The organism is Arthrobacter sp. 05N428_2, assembly GCF_056397065.1.
In genome coordinates this window covers 1-18,216 of record NZ_JBFTMR010000015.1, presented here as the reverse complement: position 1 = coordinate 18,216, position 18,216 = coordinate 1, and the positions used below count along the sequence as shown (strand labels likewise).

Annotated in this window: 11 protein-coding genes; 9 read left to right on the top strand and 2 right to left on the bottom strand. The window is 67.2% G+C overall.

The window, feature by feature from the left end; translation table 11 throughout:
- Positions 1-107: 107 nt before the first annotated feature.
- The 3 genes from AC1DGI_RS15060 to rlmB all read left to right on the top strand — a co-directional run bounded on the left by AC1DGI_RS15060 (position 108) and on the right by rlmB (position 3,115).
- Positions 108-461, top strand: coding sequence for a hypothetical protein (locus AC1DGI_RS15060; protein WP_476899418.1), 354 nt, complete (start codon positions 108-110; stop codon positions 459-461).
- 41 nt (positions 462-502) lie between these two features.
- Entirely contained in the window at positions 503-1,975 is a 1,473-nt protein-coding gene (cysS, locus tag AC1DGI_RS15055; protein ID WP_476899417.1) for a cysteine--tRNA ligase, read from the top strand.
- Between the two features lie 147 nt (positions 1,976-2,122).
- Positions 2,123-3,115 (top strand): 23S rRNA (guanosine(2251)-2'-O)-methyltransferase RlmB, encoded by a 993-nt coding sequence (rlmB, locus tag AC1DGI_RS15050; RefSeq protein ID WP_476899416.1) that lies wholly within the window; start codon positions 2,123-2,125, stop codon positions 3,113-3,115.
- A 146-nt stretch (positions 3,116-3,261) separates the two neighbouring features.
- Here rlmB and AC1DGI_RS15045 read toward each other — a convergent pair whose 3' ends face one another.
- The gene (locus AC1DGI_RS15045) at positions 3,262-4,068 is read right to left on the bottom strand and encodes a carbon-nitrogen hydrolase family protein (RefSeq protein WP_476899415.1); all 807 of its coding nucleotides are present in this window, start codon (positions 4,066-4,068) and stop codon (positions 3,262-3,264) included.
- 118 nt (positions 4,069-4,186) lie between these two features.
- On the opposite strand from AC1DGI_RS15045, the gene glgX reads away from it, so the two are divergent.
- The 3 genes from glgX to AC1DGI_RS15030 are packed head-to-tail and all read left to right on the top strand — an operon-like array spanning position 4,187 to position 7,151.
- The gene (gene glgX, locus AC1DGI_RS15040) at positions 4,187-6,298 is read left to right on the top strand and encodes a glycogen debranching protein GlgX (RefSeq protein ID WP_476899414.1); all 2,112 of its coding nucleotides are present in this window, start codon (positions 4,187-4,189) and stop codon (positions 6,296-6,298) included.
- Between the two features lie 28 nt (positions 6,299-6,326).
- Positions 6,327-6,788: a guanyl-specific ribonuclease gene (locus AC1DGI_RS15035; protein WP_476899413.1), complete on the top strand. Its 462-nt coding sequence runs from the start codon at positions 6,327-6,329 to the stop codon at positions 6,786-6,788.
- A gap of 6 nt (positions 6,789-6,794) precedes the next feature.
- Positions 6,795-7,151: a barstar family protein gene (locus AC1DGI_RS15030; protein WP_476899412.1), complete on the top strand. Its 357-nt coding sequence runs from the start codon at positions 6,795-6,797 to the stop codon at positions 7,149-7,151.
- A 349-nt stretch (positions 7,152-7,500) separates the two neighbouring features.
- Here the strand turns inward: AC1DGI_RS15030 and glgP are convergent, their stop codons facing one another.
- Positions 7,501-10,119, bottom strand: a complete 2,619-nt coding sequence (gene glgP / locus AC1DGI_RS15025) for an alpha-glucan family phosphorylase (RefSeq protein ID WP_476899411.1) — start codon at positions 10,117-10,119, stop codon at positions 7,501-7,503.
- A gap of 142 nt (positions 10,120-10,261) precedes the next feature.
- Between glgP and AC1DGI_RS15020 the strand changes: the two genes are divergently transcribed.
- Genes AC1DGI_RS15020 through AC1DGI_RS15010 form a run of 3 tightly spaced genes read left to right on the top strand, consistent with a single transcriptional unit; the run spans position 10,262 to position 17,830 of the window.
- Positions 10,262-12,343: an alpha-1,4-glucan--maltose-1-phosphate maltosyltransferase gene (locus AC1DGI_RS15020; RefSeq protein ID WP_476899410.1), complete on the top strand. Its 2,082-nt coding sequence runs from the start codon at positions 10,262-10,264 to the stop codon at positions 12,341-12,343.
- Positions 12,340-14,133, top strand: a complete 1,794-nt coding sequence (gene treS / locus AC1DGI_RS15015; protein ID WP_441399481.1) for a maltose alpha-D-glucosyltransferase — start codon at positions 12,340-12,342, stop codon at positions 14,131-14,133. The genes AC1DGI_RS15020 and treS overlap by 4 nt, the downstream gene beginning before the upstream one ends.
- Before the next feature lies 1 nt (position 14,134).
- A complete protein-coding gene (locus AC1DGI_RS15010; RefSeq protein ID WP_476899409.1) occupies positions 14,135-17,830 on the top strand; it encodes a 1,4-alpha-glucan branching enzyme in 3,696 nt (1,231 codons plus the stop codon).
- Positions 17,831-18,216: the final 386 nt, after the last annotated feature.

The following is an 18,216-nucleotide window of genomic DNA, read 5'->3' as shown; positions in this document are numbered from 1 at the left end:
CCGGCAAGCTGAGCCAACCCGGCAAGCTGAGCCAAGCCGGCTCAGCCGGTCCGGGAATTCGGGCCTACGCTTAAGGAAACATCCTCCGGCCCGTCAGGAGACCTCCCGTGAAAAAGCTGCTGCCCGCCGTCGTCGTCCTTACCGGAGCGCTGCTGGCGGGATGCGCCGGCCCCGCGACGCCGCCGGCGACGACCACGCCGCGGATGAGCGTGGACGAAAGCTGCAAGTTCCTCAATACCGATACGTTCGTGCCCCAAGGAAGCGACAAGGAAAAGGCCGCCCAGATCAGCCAGCACTACCAGGACGTCGCGAACAAGGTGGCCCCGGAGGTCGCGGAGCCCATCCAGCAGATGTCGGACATCATGAAGCAGGTGGCCGCGAGCTCCACCGGCACCCAGACCCCGGACCAGCTCACCCAGCTCAGGCAGCAGCTGGACAAGATCGGCCAGCACTGCAAATAGGACCGCAGGTCCGGCCGCCGGCCATCGGCTAATCTGGAGCGGTGACCCTGCGCTTTTACGACACTGCATCCGCCGAAGTCCGCGACTTCGTTCCCGTGGTTCCTGGCAAGGTGAGCCTGTACTACTGCGGTGCCACGGTCCAGGGCATGCCGCATGTCGGGCACATCCGCTCCGCCATCGCCTTTGACCAGCTCACGCGCTGGCTGGAGTACCGGGGCTTCCGGGTGACAGTGGTCCGCAACGTCACCGATATCGACGACAAGATTCTCGCCAAATCCGCGGAATCGTTCGCGGGGGACTTCGCCGACGAGCCGGGGACCGTCCGGAACGAGGAATGGTGGGCACTGGCCTACCGGTACGAGCAGGAATTCCTCAAGGCCTACGACGCCCTGGGCGTCTCCCGCCCCACCTACGAACCGCGCGCCACCGGGCACATCCCCGAGATGCACGCCCTGATCGCCGCGTTGATCGACCGCGGCCACGCGTATCCCGCCCTCGACGACTCCGGCGACGTCTACTTCGACGTGCGCTCGTGGTCCAAATACGGGTCCCTGACGCGCCAGAACATCGACGATATGCAGGGCGCGGCGGATGCGGACCCCAGAGGGAAGAAGGATTCCCGCGACTTCGCGCTCTGGAAGGGCCACAAGGAAGGCGAGCCGACGACGGCGAGCTGGGCCTCGCCGTGGGGTGCCGGCCGGCCAGGCTGGCACCTGGAGTGCTCCGCGATGGCAGGCAAATACCTCGGTACCGAGTTCGACATCCACGGCGGCGGACTGGACCTGCGCTTCCCGCACCACGAGAACGAGATGGCGCAGTCGCAGGCCGCCGGCCACGGGTTTGCGAACTTCTGGATGCACAACGGCATGGTCACCTATGCGGGCGAGAAGATGTCCAAGTCGATCGGCAACACCATCAGCCCTTCGGAGATGCTGGCGCTCGCATCGCCGCGGGTGGTCCGCTACTACCTGGGGCAAGCCCAATACCGGTCCGTGCTGGACTACCGTCCCACGTCGCTGGAGGAGGCCGCCGCCGCCGTCGAACGCATCGACGGGTTCATCAGCCGCGCGGTTCGGGCCCTGTCCCCGGAGGCCGTGTCCGCCGGAGGCAGCCACACCCTCTTCACGTACGGCAAGGTGCCGGAGCCTTTCGAGCGTGCCATGGATGACGACCTCAACGTGCCCCAGGCCCTGGCGGTTGTCCACGAAACGGTGCGGACCGGCAACACTGCCCTGACCGAGGGGCGGCTGGAGGATGCGCGGCAGGCGCTGCACGATCTTCATGACATGCTGCGCGTGCTGGGCCTGAACGCCGTGGCGTCCGGCCCGGCAGCAGACGCCCGGGAATCGGCTGCCCTGGACGTGCTGGTCGAAGCCCAGCTCGCTGCCCGGGCCCAGGCCCGCGCCACCAAGGACTGGGCCGCGTCGGACGCCATCCGGGACACCCTGGCGGCGGCCGGCGTCGTCGTCGAGGACGGCGCGGACGGCGCAAGCTGGAGCCTCAAGCGCGGCTGAACCGGTCTGCCGCGGCAGGACGGAGCCGGCGGGCGGGAGACGTGGCCGGAGACGTTGCGGAGGACCCTGCGGTCGAGGACTTAACTCGAGTCAGTAGACTGGAGTTCAGACTTATCAACGAATCGCGTAGTTAAAAGGGTGAAACTCATGGCCAACAACGGTCGCCGCTCGGTCAAATTGAAGAAGGGCCCCACGGTCGGGACCGGAGGCCACGGCCGCAAGGCCCTGGAAGGCAAGGGTCCGACGCCCAAGGCGGAGGACCGCCCCTACCACAAGGCCCACAAGAACAAGCAGCTCGCGGACCGCTCGGCCGCCAAGCGCGGTCCGGGCACCGGTGCCCGCAACGCCGGCGCCCGCTCGGGTCCCAAGGGCCGTGCCACCGAGGAAGTCGTGACCGGCCGCAACTCCGTGGTCGAGGCCCTCCGTGCCGGCATCCCCGCCAAGGCCCTGCACGTTGCTATCCGCATCGAGATGGACGACCGCGTGAAGGAGTCGCTGAAGCTTGCGGCCGAACGCGGCATCCCGCTGCTCGAAACCGGCAAGCCCGAACTGGACCGGATGACCGACGACGCGATCCACCAGGGCCTCGTGCTGCAGATCCCGCCGTACGAATACCAGGACGCCTTCGACCTGGCCGAGGAGACCCTCGAGAGCTGGAAGAAGGGCCACGTCGCCAACGCGCCGCTCTTCGTCGCCCTCGACGGCATTACGGACCCGCGCAACCTGGGCGCGATCATCCGCTCCGTCTCGGCCTTCAGCGGCCACGGCGTGATCGTGCCGGAACGCCGCTCCGTGGGCGTCACCGCCTCGGCCTGGAAGACCAGCGCCGGCGCCGCCGTCCGCGTCCCCGTGGCCCGCGCCGCCAACCTCAACAGCACGCTCAAGGCCTTCAAGAACATGGGCATCTACGTGCTGGGCCTGGACGGCGACGGCGACGTTTCGCTGCCGGACCTCGCCCTGGCCACCGAACCGGTCTGCCTCGTCGTCGGGTCCGAGGGCAAGGGACTGAGCCGGCTGGTCCGCGAAAACTGCGACCAGATCGTCTCCATCCCGATCGACTCCGCGATGGAATCGCTGAACGCCTCCATGGCCGTCGGCATCTCCCTCTACGAGATCTCCCGCCAGCGCGCCGCGAAGTAAACCTTTCGGACTCTCCCGACGCTCCCGCACCTCTGACCGTTTTTAGGGAGACGCTCCCGTACCTTTGGTGGTAGAGAACGAAACGCTCCCTCACGTCCCGTGCGGGAGCGTTTCGTTTTGTGTCGCCGGATGTGCGGGAGCGTCCTCTAGAACTTGTGGCGGTTGGCGAGGACCGGGAGTTTGGTGCGGGCGTCCTCGACGACGGCGGGGTCAAGGTCCGCGAACAGGAGTCCGGGGGCGCCGTCGAGCTCCTGGAGGACTTCGCCGAAGGGGGAGACGACGACGGAGTGCCCCACGCCGGTGGGAGCGGAGCCCGTCACCTCGAGGCCAAGGCTGGCGGGATCGCCTTGGCCGCACGCCAGGACGAAGGTGGTGGAGTCCACGGCGCGGGCCCGGGACAGCAGCTTCCACTGGTCGACCTTGCCCGGCCCGGCGGCCCAGGAGGCGCAGACAATGTTGACCTGCGCTCCGCGCTCCGCGTTTTCCGTAAACAGGTCCGGGAAGCGGATGTCGTAGCAGGTCGCCAGGCCGAAGGTGACCCCGCCGGCGTCGAACGTTGCGGGCTGGGTGCCGGCGTCCACCGTGTCCGATTCGGCGAAGCCGAAGGCATCGTAGAGGTGGATCTTGTCGTAGCTGGCGTCCACTCCGGGGCCGGTGGCCAGGAGAGTGTTGCGGACCTTGCGGGTGCCAGCACCCGAGCCGCCCGGGGTGAACATGCCGGCGACAATGATGATGCCCTCTTCTGCGGCGACGGCGCGGACCTGTGAGGCCCAGGGGCCGTCCAGGGGTTCGGCGATGTCCAGCAGTGAGTTCCCGAATGCGCGCATGGTCGCTTCAGGGAAGACCACCAGGTCGGCACCCCCGGTCTTCGCCTGGCGGGCGTAGTCCCGGACGAGGTCCAGATTCCGCTCCAGCTCGCGGCCGGTGATGATTTGAGCAAGTGCTATGCGCACAATAACCTCCAGTTCAGCGACTCCACCCAGTATGCCGGTCCTCGACCCTGCGCCGCCCGTGCCCGAAGCGAAGACGCGAATCGGCGACCATTTGTCTTCCCCGGCTAAGCTTTAAGCGATGGTCAACCCCTATATAGATTCCGCCACCACCGTGGATCCCTCGCGGCCTTTTCCGCTGGGTGTCAGCGTCCCCCGGACGGGCTCCCCGGCGACGGACGATCCTCGGGGCGGCTTCGCGAACGTCGCAGTCTATGCCCCGGGGGTGGCCGCCCTGGACATCGCCTACCTGACCCCCGGCGGAAGCTGGCAGCTGGAAACCCTGCCCAACGTCACGGACGGGGTGCACCACGGCATAGTCGAGGGGCTGCCCGCCGGCTCGCGCTACGGCCTGCGCGCTGCGCAGTTGGACGCCCTGCCGCTCCCGATGCCCACGGTGGACTTCGACGCCGACGGCGTGCAGCCGCTGCTGCTGGACCCGTACGGCCGGGGCATAGACGAACGCGACGACTTCATCACCAACGTCAGGATGGCCGGTGACTTCGACTGGGGGGCGGACCAGGCGCCGCACACCTCCTGGCGCAACACCATCATCTACGAGGCCCATGTCCGCGGCCAGACCATGCTGCATCCGGACATTCCCGAGCACCTCCAAGGCACCTACGCGGGCATGGCGCACCCGGCCATGGTCGAGCACCTCCTCTCGCTTGGCGCCACGGCCGTCCAGCTGCTTCCCGTCCATTTCCACGTGGATGAGGCACACCTGCAGGACCTGGGCCTGACCAATTACTGGGGCTACAACACGGCGGCGTTTTTCGCGCCGCACCCTGGCTACGCCACCCAGGCGGCCCAGGACGCGGGCCCGCACGCCGTGCAGGATGAGTTCAAGGGCATGGTCAAGCTGCTGCACGCGGCCGGGCTCGAAGTGATCCTCGACGTCGTCTACAACCACACCGCAGAAGGCGGGACGGACGGTCCCACGCTGAACTTCCGCGGCCTCGGCGAACTGGAGTACTACCGCCACGACGGCCACGGAAAGTACCTGGACACCACCGGCTGCGGCAACAGCCTGAACTTCGGCGAGCCCCGGGTGGTGCAGCTGGTGCTCGACTCGCTGCGCTACTGGGTGAACGAATTCCACATCGACGGCTTCCGCTTCGACCTCGCCGTCACGCTGTGCCGCAACGCCGCCAACGAGTTCGACCCGCGGCACCCCTTTCTGGTGGCGATTGCCGCGGATCCGGTGCTGTCCGAAACAAAGCTCATCGCCGAACCCTGGGACGTCGGCTACGGGGGGTGGCAGACGGGCCGCTTCCCCGCGGGCTGGGTGGACTGGAACGACCATTTCCGGGACGCCGTTCGGACGTTTTGGCTGGCCGACCGTGCCGCCATCGACGCCGGTGGCGAGGGCGGTTCGGTGGCGCGCCTCGCAGACGCGTTGTCCGGTTCTGCGAGCCTGTTCGCCCCTTCCGGGCGGGGCCGGCTGGCCTCGGTCAATCTCATCACCGCACACGACGGCTTCACCCTGGCGGATCTGGTCTCCTACGACCGCAAGCACAACGAGGCCAACGGGGAGCAGAACCGCGACGGCCACAGCGACAACCGCAGTTACAACCACGGGTTTGAGGGCCGCACCGAAGACGAAGAGGTCCTGGCGAGGCGGGCACAGACCAGCCGCAACTTGATGGCTTCCCTGATGATCTCCCAGGGCGTGCCGATGATCACCGCCGGGGACGAGATCGGCCGCAGCCAGCAAGGCAACAACAACGCGTATTGCCAGGACAACCCGCTCACCTGGATCGACTGGACCAGCACCCCGGAATCGCACTCCATGCTGCGCAGCACCAAACGCGTGATCCGGCTGCGCAAGGAGTTCCTCGCCGGCCAGCCGCACGACTACCCGGCGCGGGACCAGCAGTCCTACTTCCACTGGTTCGACGTCCACGGCGAGCCGATGTCCGGCGACCGCTGGCAGGATCCCGGCCACCGCGTGGTCCAGCTCCTGCTGGGGTCCGAGGACGGCTACGTGAACGGCCTCGTCGTGGTCAACGGCGGCGCCCGGGACGTCAAGGTCACCCTGCCCGTTATCCCCGACGACGACGGCGGCGCCAACCGGCTGTTCGAGCTCCGGCTGACCACCTCGGAACTGCACGACAGACGCCAAGGTACTCGCATATCATCCGGTGAGCGGGACGTGATCCAAGCCAACAGCATCAGCATCTACCGCGCGTAGCGGGCCGGCACCAGGCAGGGGAGCACGAATGAAGATCCAGCGGCTGACAGCGCTGCTCGCCGTGCTGCTGGGGTTGGTGGTGCTGGCTTTCGTGCTCCTCGGAACGCCGCAGCCCGGAACTGTGCCGCCGGAGACCGGCCGGACCAGTGCCGCCCAAAGCTCAGGGACACCCAGAACGCCGCTGGCCGGCGTCGTCAACCCCTCCAGACTGGCGGAAGTCAACGGGTCCGACCTGCCGGCCGAGGCGCGACGGACGCTGGACCTGATCACCAAAGGAGGCCCGTACCCGTACTCCCGAGACAACGTCCCGTTTGGGAATTTCGAAAAAGTCCTCCCGCAGAAATCGTCGGGGTATTACCGCGAGTTCACCGTCGTCACGCCGGGGGAGTCGGACCGGGGCGCCCGCCGAATCGTGGTGGGCACGGGCGGGGAAAAATATTACACCGCCGACCACTATGCATCGTTCAAATTCATCGCCGAAGGCAAGTAGGAGCCCATGAAAATTCTTTCCGCCGACACCTGGACCCTCGAAGAACTGCGGGCACAGGTGAACGACGCCGGACGGCGGCCCCTGCTGATCCCTGCCGCGGACTCCAAGAAGGGCGTGCTGCAGGCTTTTGGCGAAGCCTTGGCTTTCCCCGAGCACTACGGCCTGAACCTGGACGCCCTGAACGATTCGCTGAACGACTTCGCCGACACCGTCACCGAGGACGGCCAGGCCCCCGCCACAGTCATCTGGCAGGTCTCGGCCTCATTCCGGGCGGACCGCTCCTTCGGCGTCGTCTGCGAGATCCTGCAGGACGCCGAACGGTACGCCGGCAAGGACCTAGCCGTCATCGCCGTCTGCCTCTGACCCAGGAACCGGACCGCCAGTCCCGTCTCCCGCCCCGCCGTCGGCGTCTCAGCAGTCCGGGGGCACTTTGACGGCCGACCTGGGCGTTCGCCCACTACGCCGCGGCGTGTCCGTTTCAATGTGCCCCCGGACGGCCGACGGCGCCGCCGAACCCTACGCCGGCAAGGACCTAGCCGTCATCGCCATCTGCCTCTTAACAAGCACAAGGGCGGCCCGCAAGCCGGTTATCCGGAAGCATGCGTCTCAGCAGGGCCCCCGCCGTCAGGGTTCCCTGGCCGAGCTTGCGAGGTTAGGGAGACGGTGGGGAGGAACGAGCGAGCACGCGTAGGATGACCGGTTGCGGGCGGCGTTAGGCGTTGACGATCAGGCCCAGTTCGGCTTTGGACGCCAAGCCTTCATGCTTCGGCAGCACCCGGACGGTGTAGCCGAAGGATCCGGAACGGTCGATCACGAGCGTGCCGCTGAACAGGTAGCGGCCCTTGCCGAGGTCCTCCACGGACTGCAGTTCCGCCACGGTGACGTCGGACAGTTCGTCGCTGTCCTCGGCCCGGCCGTAGGCCACCTCGACTGCAACATCCTCGGGGCGCAGCGAGCTGAGCGCCACGTAGGCGTTGACCTGCAGGTAGTCGCCGATCTGCGGGTCCTCGGAGACACCCACCGAGTCCACATGTTCCACCTGGATCTGGGGCCAGCCGGCACGGATCCGGGTGCACCAGGCGGCTAGGGCCTTCGCTTCGGCAAAGTTGTCCGCCGAAGCGTGCCGGCCGGCGATCGCGGCGGGCCGGTAGAGGACGTTGACGTAATCCTGCAGCATCCGGTCCGCGGACACGGCGGGACCCAGGTGCGCCAGGGTGTGCTTGATCATCGAGACCCAGTGCGTGGGCACCTCCTGCGGCCCCGACTGCGATGGGCCGGCAGCACCCGCCCCCGCGGAGACTGTGAGGCCGTAGAACTTCGGCGCCACCTGCGTTTCCAGGAGCTCGTACAGGGCCGAGGCTTCGATGTCGTCGCGTTCGTCGGGGGACGCGTCGTTGTTCGCCGTCGGGATCGCCCAGCCGTTCTCGCCGTCGTACATTTCGTCCCACCAGCCGTCCAGCACGGAGAGGTTGAGGGAGCCGTTGAGGGCCGCCTTCATGCCGGACGTCCCGCACGCCTCAAGCGGGCGGAGCGGGTTGTTGAGCCACACGTCACAGCCGGGGAACAGGGTCCGGGCCATGGCGATGTCGTAGTTGGGCAGGAACGCGATCCGGTGCCGGACCTCGGGATCGTCGGTGAAGCGGACCAGGTCCTGGATCATCTTCTTGCCCGCGTCGTCGGCCGGGTGCGATTTGCCCGCAATCACCAGCTGGATCGGGTGTGTCTTGTGCAGCAGCAGGGCCTTGAGCCGTGCCGGATCCCGCAGCATCAGGGTCAGCCGCTTGTAGGTCGGCACCCGCCGGGCGAAGCCGATGGTCAGGATGTCCGGATCCAGGACCGAGTCCGTCCAGGACAGCTCGGCGTCGGCCGCGCCGCGCTTTTTCCAGGCGGCCCGGAGCCGGTGCCGGACGTCCTCGACCAGGGAGACGCGCATTTCGCGGCGCAGCGCCCACAGGGCTTCGTCGCTGACGTTGTAGGCCAGGTCCCAGCGGCCCTGCGCCTCGGCGTCGGGGCCGAACTGCTCGCGGGCCAGGTCGGTCACCCGGGGGTCCACCCAGGTGGGCACGTGGACGCCGTTGGTGACTGAGGTGATGGGCACCTCGGCGTGATCGAACCCCGGCCAGAGCGCGGAGAACATGCCCCGGGAGACGACCCCGTGCAGCTTGGCCACACCGTTGGCGCGTTGCGCCAGCCGCAGCCCCATCACGGCCATGTTGAAGACAAACGGGTTGCCGTCCGCGTAATCCTCCCGGCCCAGGTCCAGGATCTTCGCGGTCGGAACATCGGGAGCCAGCCCGGCGGCGAAAAAGTGCTCGATCTGCGAGGTCTCGAAGCGGTCAATGCCGGCCGGCACGGGCGTGTGGGTGGTGAACACGGTGGAGGCGCGGCCCGCGGTCAGGGCCTCGTCCCAGCTGAGCGGGCTCTCCCCGGACATCAACTCCTGGATTCGTTCGACGCCCAGGAAGCCGGCGTGGCCTTCGTTGGTGTGGAACACCTCCGGGGCGGGGACGCCCGTCAGCCGTTGGAAGGCCCGCAGCGCCTTGACCCCCCCCATGCCCAGCAGGAGCTCCTGCTGGAGCCGGTGGTCGCCACCGCCGCCATAAAGGCGGTCCGTGATGCCGCGCGCCGCGTCGTCATTCCCCGCCACGTTGGAGTCCAGCAGCAGCAGCGGGACACGCCCGACGTCGGCCCGCCAGACATGGGCCAGCAGGCGGCGGCCGTTGGGCAGCGGAAGCGAAATCTGGACGGGCCGGCCGTTGTTGTCCGGGGAGGCCTCACGGAGCAGGGTCAGCGGCAGGCCGTCGGGGTCCAGAACGGGGTAGGTTTCCTGCTGCCAAGCGTCGCGGGACAGGGACTGCTTGAAGTAGCCCGCCTGGTAGAGCAGGCCGACGCCGATCAGCGGGACGCCGAGATCCGAAGCCGCCTTCAGGTGGTCGCCGGCCAGGATGCCGAGGCCGCCGGAGTACTGCGGCAGGACCTCGGTGATGCCGAACTCGGGCGAGAAGTACGCGATGCAGCGGGGTGCGTCCTCGCCGAGGCCCTGGTACCAGCGGGGTTGTTCCAGGTAGCGGTCCAGGTCCTGGGCCGCGGCGTGGACCCGGCCCACCACGTCCTGGTCCGCGGCGAGACGCTGCAGTTCCTCCCGGCTGACCAGGCCCAGGAACGTCACCGGGTCGTGTTCACTTTCGGCCCAGACCGCCGGGTTCAGCTCCTCGAACAGCTGCCGGGTGGGCAGGTGCCACGACCAGCGAAGGTTGGTGGCGAGCCTGGCCAGAGGCCGGATCGATTCGGGAAGAACAGTTCGGACGGTAAATCTGCGGATAGCCTTCACCTGCGAAACACTAACGGACAACACAGGGCCCCGGAACTGCATTGGGTTTCTTTCCGGTAAATGTCGTGTGGCCTTCGGGAATCGACCCGAAAAAACTGAGCACCCTTAGCAATCTCCGCGATTTGTAGATAACGTCGAGCCTGTGACGACTAACTCGCGAACCAGTGCCGTGTCCAAGCAAAAGCCGAAGGCCCTGATCACGGAGGGGCTCAAATTCGGCAGATTTCCGATCACCGCCGTGCAGCCTGCGGTCGAAGACGGAAAGTTCCCAGCCAAGGCCGTTGTGGGCGAGAGCATTGTGGTGGGCGCCACCGCATTCCGTGAGGGCCACGACCTGCTCGGCGTCAGCGCCGTGCTCCTGGACCCGCGGGGGAAGGAGCGGCAGCGCGTCCGTCTGGCCCCTCCGCGCGGGGACCGTGGGGCCGGTACCGACCGCTGGGAGGGCCGGCTCACCCCCTCCGGCACCGGCCGGTGGTCTTTCGTCATCGAGGCCTGGCATGACCGCTACGGCACCTGGCACCACAACGCGGAGGTCAAGGTCGAGGCGGGCATCGACGTCGAGCTGATGCTGGCCGAGGGCGCCGCGCTGCTGACCGAGGCGTCGGAGGAGGCCACCCGCCCCTCCGCCGACCGGCGGACGCTGCGGATCGCCGTCGTGGGCCTGCTGGACGGCACGAAAACCCCGGAGGAACGGCTTGCCGCCGGTTTCAGCACCGACGTGGCCGCCGTCGTCGCCCGGCAGCCGATCCGGGACCTGGTGACCGTCTCCGAGCCCTACCCGCTGCTGGTGGAGCGGGAACTCGCCGGCCGCGGCGCCTGGTATGAGTTCTTCCCGCGTTCCGAGGGCGCGGTCCGCAACCACGAGACCGGCGAATGGACTTCCGGGACGTTCCGCACCGCCGCGATGCGCCTGGACGCCGTCGCGGCGATGGGCTTCGACATCATCTACATGCCGCCGATCCACCCGATCGGCACGCAGCACCGCAAGGGACCGAACAACACCCTGCTGGCCGGCCCGCACGATCCCGGCTCCCCGTGGGCGATCGGTGCGAAGGAAGGCGGCCACGACTCCATCCACCCGGACCTCGGCACCTTCGCGGACTTCGACGCCTTTGTAGCCCGCGCCGGCGAACTGGGGCTGGAAGTGGCCCTGGACCTCGCGCTGCAGGCCGCCCCGGACCACCCGTGGGTGCAGAGCCATCCCGAATGGTTCACCACCCGGGTGGACGGCAGCATCGCCTACGCCGAAAACCCGCCGAAGAAATACCAGGATATTTTCCCGCTCAACTTCGACAACGACCCCGCCGGTCTGTCCAACGAGATCCTGCGGATCGTCCAGCTCTGGATCAGCCACGGGGTGAAAATCTTCCGCGTGGACAACCCGCACACCAAGCCGGTGTGGTTCTGGGAATGGCTGATCGCCAAGGTCAACAAGAAGAACCCCGACGTCGTCTTCCTCGCGGAGGCGTTCACCCGGCCGGCCATGATGCACGCGCTCGGCCGGGCCGGATTCCAGCAGTCCTACACCTACTTCACCTGGCGCAACACCAAAGAGGAACTCGAGGAGTACTTCCAGGAGGTCAGCCACGAGTCGCCCGCCTACTTCCGGCCGAACTTCTTCGTCAACACCCCGGACATCCTCACCGAGTACCTGCAGTACGGCGGCCCCGCAGCCTTCAAGATCCGCGCCACGCTCGCCGCCACCGCCAGCCCCAGCTGGGGTGTTTACGCCGGCTACGAGCTGTACGAACACGTGGCCCGGCCCGGCGCGGAGGAGTACATCGACAACGAAAAGTTCGAGTACAAGGCCCGCGACTGGGAAGCGGCCACGGAATCCGGACGGACCCTGGCTCCGTACCTGACCCGCCTCAACGCCATCCGGCACGCGCACCCGGCCCTCGGGGATTTGCAGAACCTGACTGTGCACTCCAGCACCGACGACGCCACGATTGTCTACTCGAAGCACAAGACGCTCCCGGACGGCACCAAGGACACCCTGATCTTCGTGGTCAACCTGGATCCGCACAGCACCCGGGAAAGCACGGTATCCCTGGACCTGGCGGCCCTGGAGTTGGCGCCGGACGACCTGACGCACAACGGCGGCTTCGTCGTCGAGGACCTGCTAAGCGGCGAAAGCTGGGAATGGGGCGAATACAACTACGTACGCTTAGACGCACACGTCGAACCCGCCCACATCCTTAGCATCCGGAGGCACCGCCCGTGAGTTTTAGCCCGAGCAATCCCAGCCAGTTCACACCGAAGGGGAACTTCGAACTGAACGCGCCCGGCCTCCAGCACGATCCTCTCTGGTACCGCAAGGCGGTCTTCTACGAGGTCCTCGTGCGGGGTTTCGCGGACGGCAACGGCGACGGGTCCGGCGACTTCCACGGCCTGATCGAGAAGCTCGACTACCTGCAGTGGCTCGGCGTCGACTGCCTCTGGCTGCCGCCCTTCTTCCAGTCACCGCTGCGGGACGGCGGCTACGACATCTCGGATTACAATTCCGTGCTGGACGAATTCGGCACCATCAGCGATTTCAAGCGGCTCGTTGCCGAGGCCCATGCCCGCGGCGTCCGGGTCATCATCGACCTGCCGCTGAACCACACCTCGGACCAGCACCCTTGGTTCCAGGAATCGCGCAAGGACCCGGACGGCCCGTTCGGGGATTTCTACGTGTGGAGCGATACGGACGAGAAATACCAGGACGCCCGCATCATCTTCGTGGACACGGAGGAGTCCAACTGGACCTTCGACCCGATCCGGAGGCAGTTCTTCTGGCACCGGTTCTTCAGCCACCAGCCGGATTTGAACTTTGAAAATCCCAAGGTCGTCGACGCCCTTTTCGACGTCGTGCGCTTCTGGCTGGACCAAGGCATCGACGGCTTCCGCGCGGACGCCATCCCGTACCTCTTCGAAGAGGAGGGCACCAACTGCGAGAACCTGCCGCAGACCCACGAATTCCTGCGCCAGATGCGCAAGATGGTCGATGAAAGTTACCCAGGCCGTGTGATCATCGCCGAGGCCAACCAGCCGCCGGCCGAAGTGGTCGAGTACTTTGGCACGGAAGAGGAGCCGGAATGCCACATGGCGTTCCATTTCCCGATCATGCCGCGGCTGTACTACGCGCTGCGTGACCAGAAGGCCGCCCCCATCATCGAGACCATGAAGGACACCCCGGACATTCCCCAGGGCGCCCAGTGGGGCACGTTCCTGCGCAACCACGACGAACTGACGCTGGAAATGGTCACGGCTGATGAGCGCGCGGCGATGCTTGGCTGGTACGCGCCGGATCCGCGGATGCGCGCCAACATCGGCATCCGCCGTCGGCTGGCCCCGCTGCTGGACAACTCCCGCTCCGAAATCGAACTCATCAACGCGCTGCTGCTGTCGTTGCCGGGGAGCCCGTTCCTGTACTACGGCGACGAGATCGGCATGGGTGACAACATCTGGCTCGAGGACCGCGATGCGGTCCGCACCCCGATGCAATGGAACCCGGACCGGAACGCCGGGTTCTCCCACGCTGACCCGGGCAAGCTTTACCTGCCGGTGATCCAGTCGCTGGTCTATAACTACAGCATGGCCAATGTCGAGGCGGAGGCCGCCCATTCAGGTTCACTGCTGCGCTGGACGCGGCAGATCCTCAGTGTCCGCAAGAACCACCCCGCCTTCGGGTTGGGCTCGTTCCAGCACGTAGAGGCGGACCACGACGTCGTCCTGGCCTACCTGCGGGAACTGCCGGCGGGAAATTCCGCGGGCGAGGATCCGGAGAGCATCCTGTGCGCCTTCAACCTGTCCCAGCACCCGGTGGCCACCACGCTACGGGTCCCGCAGTACGCCGGCCGGGGCCTGCGCGACGTCTTCGGCGGCCAGGCCTTCCCGGCCATTGCCGACGACGGGACGCTGACGCTCACCTTGGGCAGCCACGATTTCTTCTGGCTGCGGGTCCGGTCGGCCACCTCCAACCCGGCGTCGCCGTTCACCCAGGCGATGCCTATCCTGTCCCTTGAGGGCTGACATGACCCGGTCGACTCTCGCCCCCGCGCTGGACGCCCTGCTCCGCGGCTGGTTGCCGCGCCAGCGCTGGTTCCCCGTCAAAAGTGCCCGGTTCAGCTTCGCACCGGTGGGCCGGGTGCACCTCGCGGGCGGCCCGGGCGCCGGGCTTCCGGAGGACGGGGCCGGGCTCGAGGTGCTGCTGCTCGCCGTCACGTATCCGACGGCGGACGGCGACCGCACCGACGTCGTCCAGGTGCCGCTCAGTTCCCGCCCGCTGCCGCTGGCAGGCGCCGGAGCCGCCCTCCTCGGGGAAATTCCCGCGGACGGCGCCGACCCGATCCACGGCTGGATCTACGACGGCGTCCACGACCCGGCGTTCATCGCGGCCTGGCTGGAGTTGATGCGCGCCCGCGCCGCCACGGCCGACGGTGCCGCCGCCGGCCACCTGGTGGAATCGGACTACCGGCTGCCCTTCGCCACCGGCAAGGTCCGGGTGCTCTCCGGCGAACAGTCCAACACGTCGGTGATTGTCGACGACGGCGACTCGGCCGCGATCCTGAAGTTCTTCCGGGTGCTTTCCGCGGGGCAGAATCCGGAGGTGGAGATCGGGGCGGCGCTGACCTCGGCCCGGACCGTCGAGGTGCCCGCCACCTTGGGCTGGGTCACCGGCGAATGGACGGCCCCGTCCAACGACACCCCGGAGGCCGCCCCCGCGGCCCGCGGCGAGCTTGCCGTCGCCCATGAATTTCTCGCCGGCGGCCGTGACGCTTGGCGCCTGGCAGTCGATGCTGCCAGCACGGGAACCGACTTCAGTGCCGAGGCGCGCGCCCTGGGTGTCGCGACGGCCACGGTGCACCGCCGGCTGGCCGAAGCGTTGGGCACCGCGGCCGAGCAGGTGCCGGGCGGCGACATCGCGCCCGCCGTCGCTCGGCGGGTCCGGCAGTCGTGGGCCGAAGCCGGCGCCGCCGTCGGGCCCTTCGACGATGAACTGGAGGCGCTCTTGGCGCGCCTCGAAGGCAACGGTGCGGGGCCGCTTCAGCGGATCCACGGAGACCTGCACCTGGGCCAGATCCTGCAGGTCCCAGGCGCGGCAGGGACCCCGGCGCGCTGGGCAATCCTGGACTTTGAGGGTGAACCGTTGCGGCCGATCTCCGAACGCAACTTCCCGGACGTGCCGCTGCGCGACGTCGTCGGCATGTTGCGGTCCTTCGACTACGCAGCCGGCGCAGCGGTCCGTGAGTACGACGGCGCCGTCGTCCCCGCGGACTGGGTGGACGACTGCGCCGTGGCTTTCCTGGCCGGCTATGCGGAGGTCACGCCCGGCAGCGTCGACCGCGACTCGCCCCTGTTCGTCGCGTTGTGGCTCGACAAGGCTCTCTATGAAGTTGTTTACGAACTGCGGAACAGGCCGGACTGGCTAGCCATTCCCGTGAACGCGTCCCGCAGTCTCCTCGGCAGTACAGGCTCCGGCGTTCCCGCCGAAGCCGCAGCGGAAGGTAACAAAATGACAGGTTCAGCACGTACCGATCGACCCGGCGTCCCGATGCCCGTGGATGGGGAAACCCTTGCGCGGGTCGGCGCCGGAGAGCATCACGCGCCGCATTCGGTCCTGGGTGCCCACCTTGACGACCACGGCCACGTGACCATCCGCACCGTGAAGCACCTGGCGGAGGCCGTTTCCGTGGTGACCGCGGCAGGCAGCGTTCCGATGTCGCACGAATCCGGCGGCGTCTGGGTGGCCGTGCTGGAGCCCATGGACGAGGGCCATGTCCCGGACTACCGGCTTGAGGTTACCTATGAAGGGCAGGCCCCGCAGCGGACGGACGAACCGTACCGTTACCTGCCCACCGTGGGCGAGATCGACCTGCACCTGATTGGCGAAGGCCGGCACGAGCGCCTCTGGGATGTCCTGGGCGCGCACGTCCAGCATTACAAGTCGGCGCTCGGCGACGTCGACGGCGTTTCCTTTGCCGTGTGGGCGCCGAACGCCGAGGCCGTGCGGGTCAAGGGCGACTTCAACGGCTGGGACGGCCGGGAATTCGCCATGCGCTCACTCGGCTCCTCGGGGGTATGGGAGCTGTTCATCCCCGGCGTTGTGGCAGGGGCGTGCTACAAGTTCGAGATCAAGACCAGGCATGGCTACTGGGTGGAGAAAGCCGACCCGCTCGCTTTCGGCACGGAAGTCCCGCCGCTGACCGCTTCCCGCGTCGTGGAGCCCTCATACGCCTTCAAAGACAACGAATGGATGGAGGCGCGCGCCGCCCGGGATCCGCACAACTCCCCGATGAGTGTCTATGAAGTCCACCTGGGTTCGTGGCGGGTCGGACTCGACTACCGCCAACTGGCCACGGAGCTCGTCGAATACGTGAAGTGGCTCGGCTTCACGCATGTGGAGTTCATGCCTGTCGCCGAACACCCCTTCGGCGGCTCCTGGGGCTATCAGGTCACGTCGTACTTCGCGCCGACCTCGCGCTTCGGGCACCCCGACGAGTTCCGGCACCTCGTGGACGAACTGCACCAGGCGGGCATCGGCGTGCTGCTGGACTGGGTCCCGGCGCACTTCCCCAAGGACGAGTGGGCGCTGGCCCGCTTCGACGGCGGGCCGCTGTACGAGCACTCGGACCCAAACCTCGGAGAGCACCCGGACTGGGGCACCCTGATCTTCGACTTCGGCCGACGCGAGGTCCGCAACTTCCTGGTTGCCAATGCGCTCTACTGGCTGGACGAATTCCACATCGACGGCCTGCGCGTCGACGCCGTGGCCTCGATGCTGTACCTCGACTACTCCCGCGAAGAGGGCCAATGGCAGCCCAACCGCTTCGGCGGCCGGGAGAACCTCGAAGCGATCTCCTTCCTGCAGGAAGTCAACGCCACGGTCTACAAGACGCACCCCGGCGCGGTCATGATCGCCGAGGAATCGACCGCGTTCCCCGGGGTCACCGCCCCCACCAGCCAAGGCGGCCTAGGCTTCGGCATCAAGTGGAACATGGGTTGGATGCACGACTCGCTCAAGTACATGGCCGAGGACCCGTACAACCGGAAATGGCACCACGGCACCGTGACCTTCTCGATGGTCTACGCCTACACGGAGAACTTCCTGCTGCCGATCAGCCACGACGAGGTGGTGCACGGCAAGGGCTCGATGCTGCGCAAGATGCCCGGCGACCGCTGGAAACAGCTGGCCAACCTGCGCGCCTTCCTGGGCTACCAGTGGGCCCACCCCGGCAAGCAGTTGATCTTCATGGGCACAGAGTTCGGCCAAGAAGCGGAATGGTCCGAACAGTACGGCTTGGACTGGTGGCTGGCCGACATCCCCGCGCACCGGGGCATTCAGCTCCTCACCAAGGACCTCAACGAGCTCTACAGTTCCACCCCGGCCCTGTATGAACGGGATAACGATCCCGACGGCTTCCAGTGGATCAACGGCGGCGACTCCGACCGGAACGTCTTGACCTTCATCCGGCGCGATGCCGCCGGCACTCCGCTGGTCTGCGCGCTGAACTTCTCCGGCGGCCCGCACACCGACTTCCGCTTGGGAGTCCCGGCATCGGGCCAGTGGCAGGAAGTGTTAAACACCGACGCCGCAAACTACGGCGGTTCCGGCGTGCTGAACGAGGGACCCCTGACAGCGTCCGACGAGGGCATTGACGGCCAACCGGCCACGCTCACCGTAACGCTGCCTCCGCTGGGCGCCGCGTACTTCAAGGCCATCGGCTAGGAGCGGCCCGAGGACCAGGGAGGACCCGGAACCCCGGCGGTTCCGGGCCTTTCGTTTGTGCCCGCCGGACGGACCCGATAAGGGGTCGCAGGGGCGCTTCCAGGGGCCGCTTTGTCAGCCGGCCCAAGTGGTGGTAGAGTTTATTTCCGCGCTGCTCCCCGGAGTTGATCCGCTAAGAAGACCACGAAGCCTACGGGAACACTGAGTCCGAAACGCTGATTTGACTAGGGTGAAGCGCGCGGGTAAGTTTGAGAAGTTGCTCCGGAGCGATCCGCGGCCCTGTGGGGTTGTGGTGGTGCCGGGTGTGTCTGTTGTTTGAGAACTCAATAGTGTGCCAAGTTTGTTGATACCAATTTATTGTATTGAATTGGTTGAATTTGCCGGAA